Source organism: Pseudomonas sp. EGD-AK9 (assembly GCF_000465935.2).
Lineage (GTDB): Bacteria > Pseudomonadota > Gammaproteobacteria > Pseudomonadales > Pseudomonadaceae > Aquipseudomonas.
In genome coordinates, this window is sequence record NZ_AVOF01000741.1 from 1 (window position 1) to 776 (window position 776).

At 71.8% G+C, this 776-nt stretch carries 1 protein-coding gene; it reads left to right on the forward strand.

Annotated features, from left to right (window positions below):
* Window positions 1–655, forward strand: a 655-nt coding sequence (locus N878_RS23470; protein WP_021445936.1) for an SDR family NAD(P)-dependent oxidoreductase, incomplete at its 5' end; no start/stop codon positions are given.
* Window positions 656–776: the final 121 nt, after the last annotated feature.

Genomic DNA, 776 nt, shown 5'->3' on the forward strand with positions numbered 1-776 from the left:
GGCGCTGGCGCGCCATGCCAGCCAGTCGGCGCCGCTCGACGACCTCGCCGGGCGCCACGGCGAACGCCTGCAATGCCTGGACGTGGACGCCTGCGACGAACGCGAACTGCACAGCCTGAGCCGCCACCTGCAGAACGCCGAGGTGCGCCTGAACCTGCTGCTGTGCAGCGTCGGCACCCTGCAGGAAGGCGCCAGCCGCGCCGAGAAGACCCTCGGCCAGCTCGACCTGGCCGGCCTGCAGGCGACCTTCGAGCGCAACACCTTCGCCCCCATCCTGCTGCTCAAGCACCTGCTGCCGCTGCTGCGCGGCCAGCACCCCTGCACCGTGGCGGCGCTGTCGGCGCGGGTCGGCTCGATCGGCGACAACCGCCTCGGCGGCTGGTACAGCTACCGTGCCAGCAAGGCGGCGCTGAACCAGCTGCTGCGCAGTGCCAGCATCGAACTGCGCCGGCTCAACCCGCAGAGCTGCGTGCTGGCGCTGCACCCGGGCACCACCGACACCGAGCTGTCGCGGCCGTTCCAGGCCAACGTGCCGGCGGACCAGCTGTTCACCCCGGCCTTCGCCGCCGAATGCCTGCTCGCCGTGCTGGAAGGCCAGGGCCCGGAACAGAGCGGCAGCTTCTGGGCCTGGGACGGCCAGCCGATTCCCTGGTGACTCAGGCCGGGTAGAAAGCCTGGCAACGCTCGCGCACCGCACGCGACAGGTTGTCGTCGGCCAGCTCGATCAGGTCCAGCTCGACCTCGTCCGGCAGCAGCTCGGCCACCAGCGCCGCCAG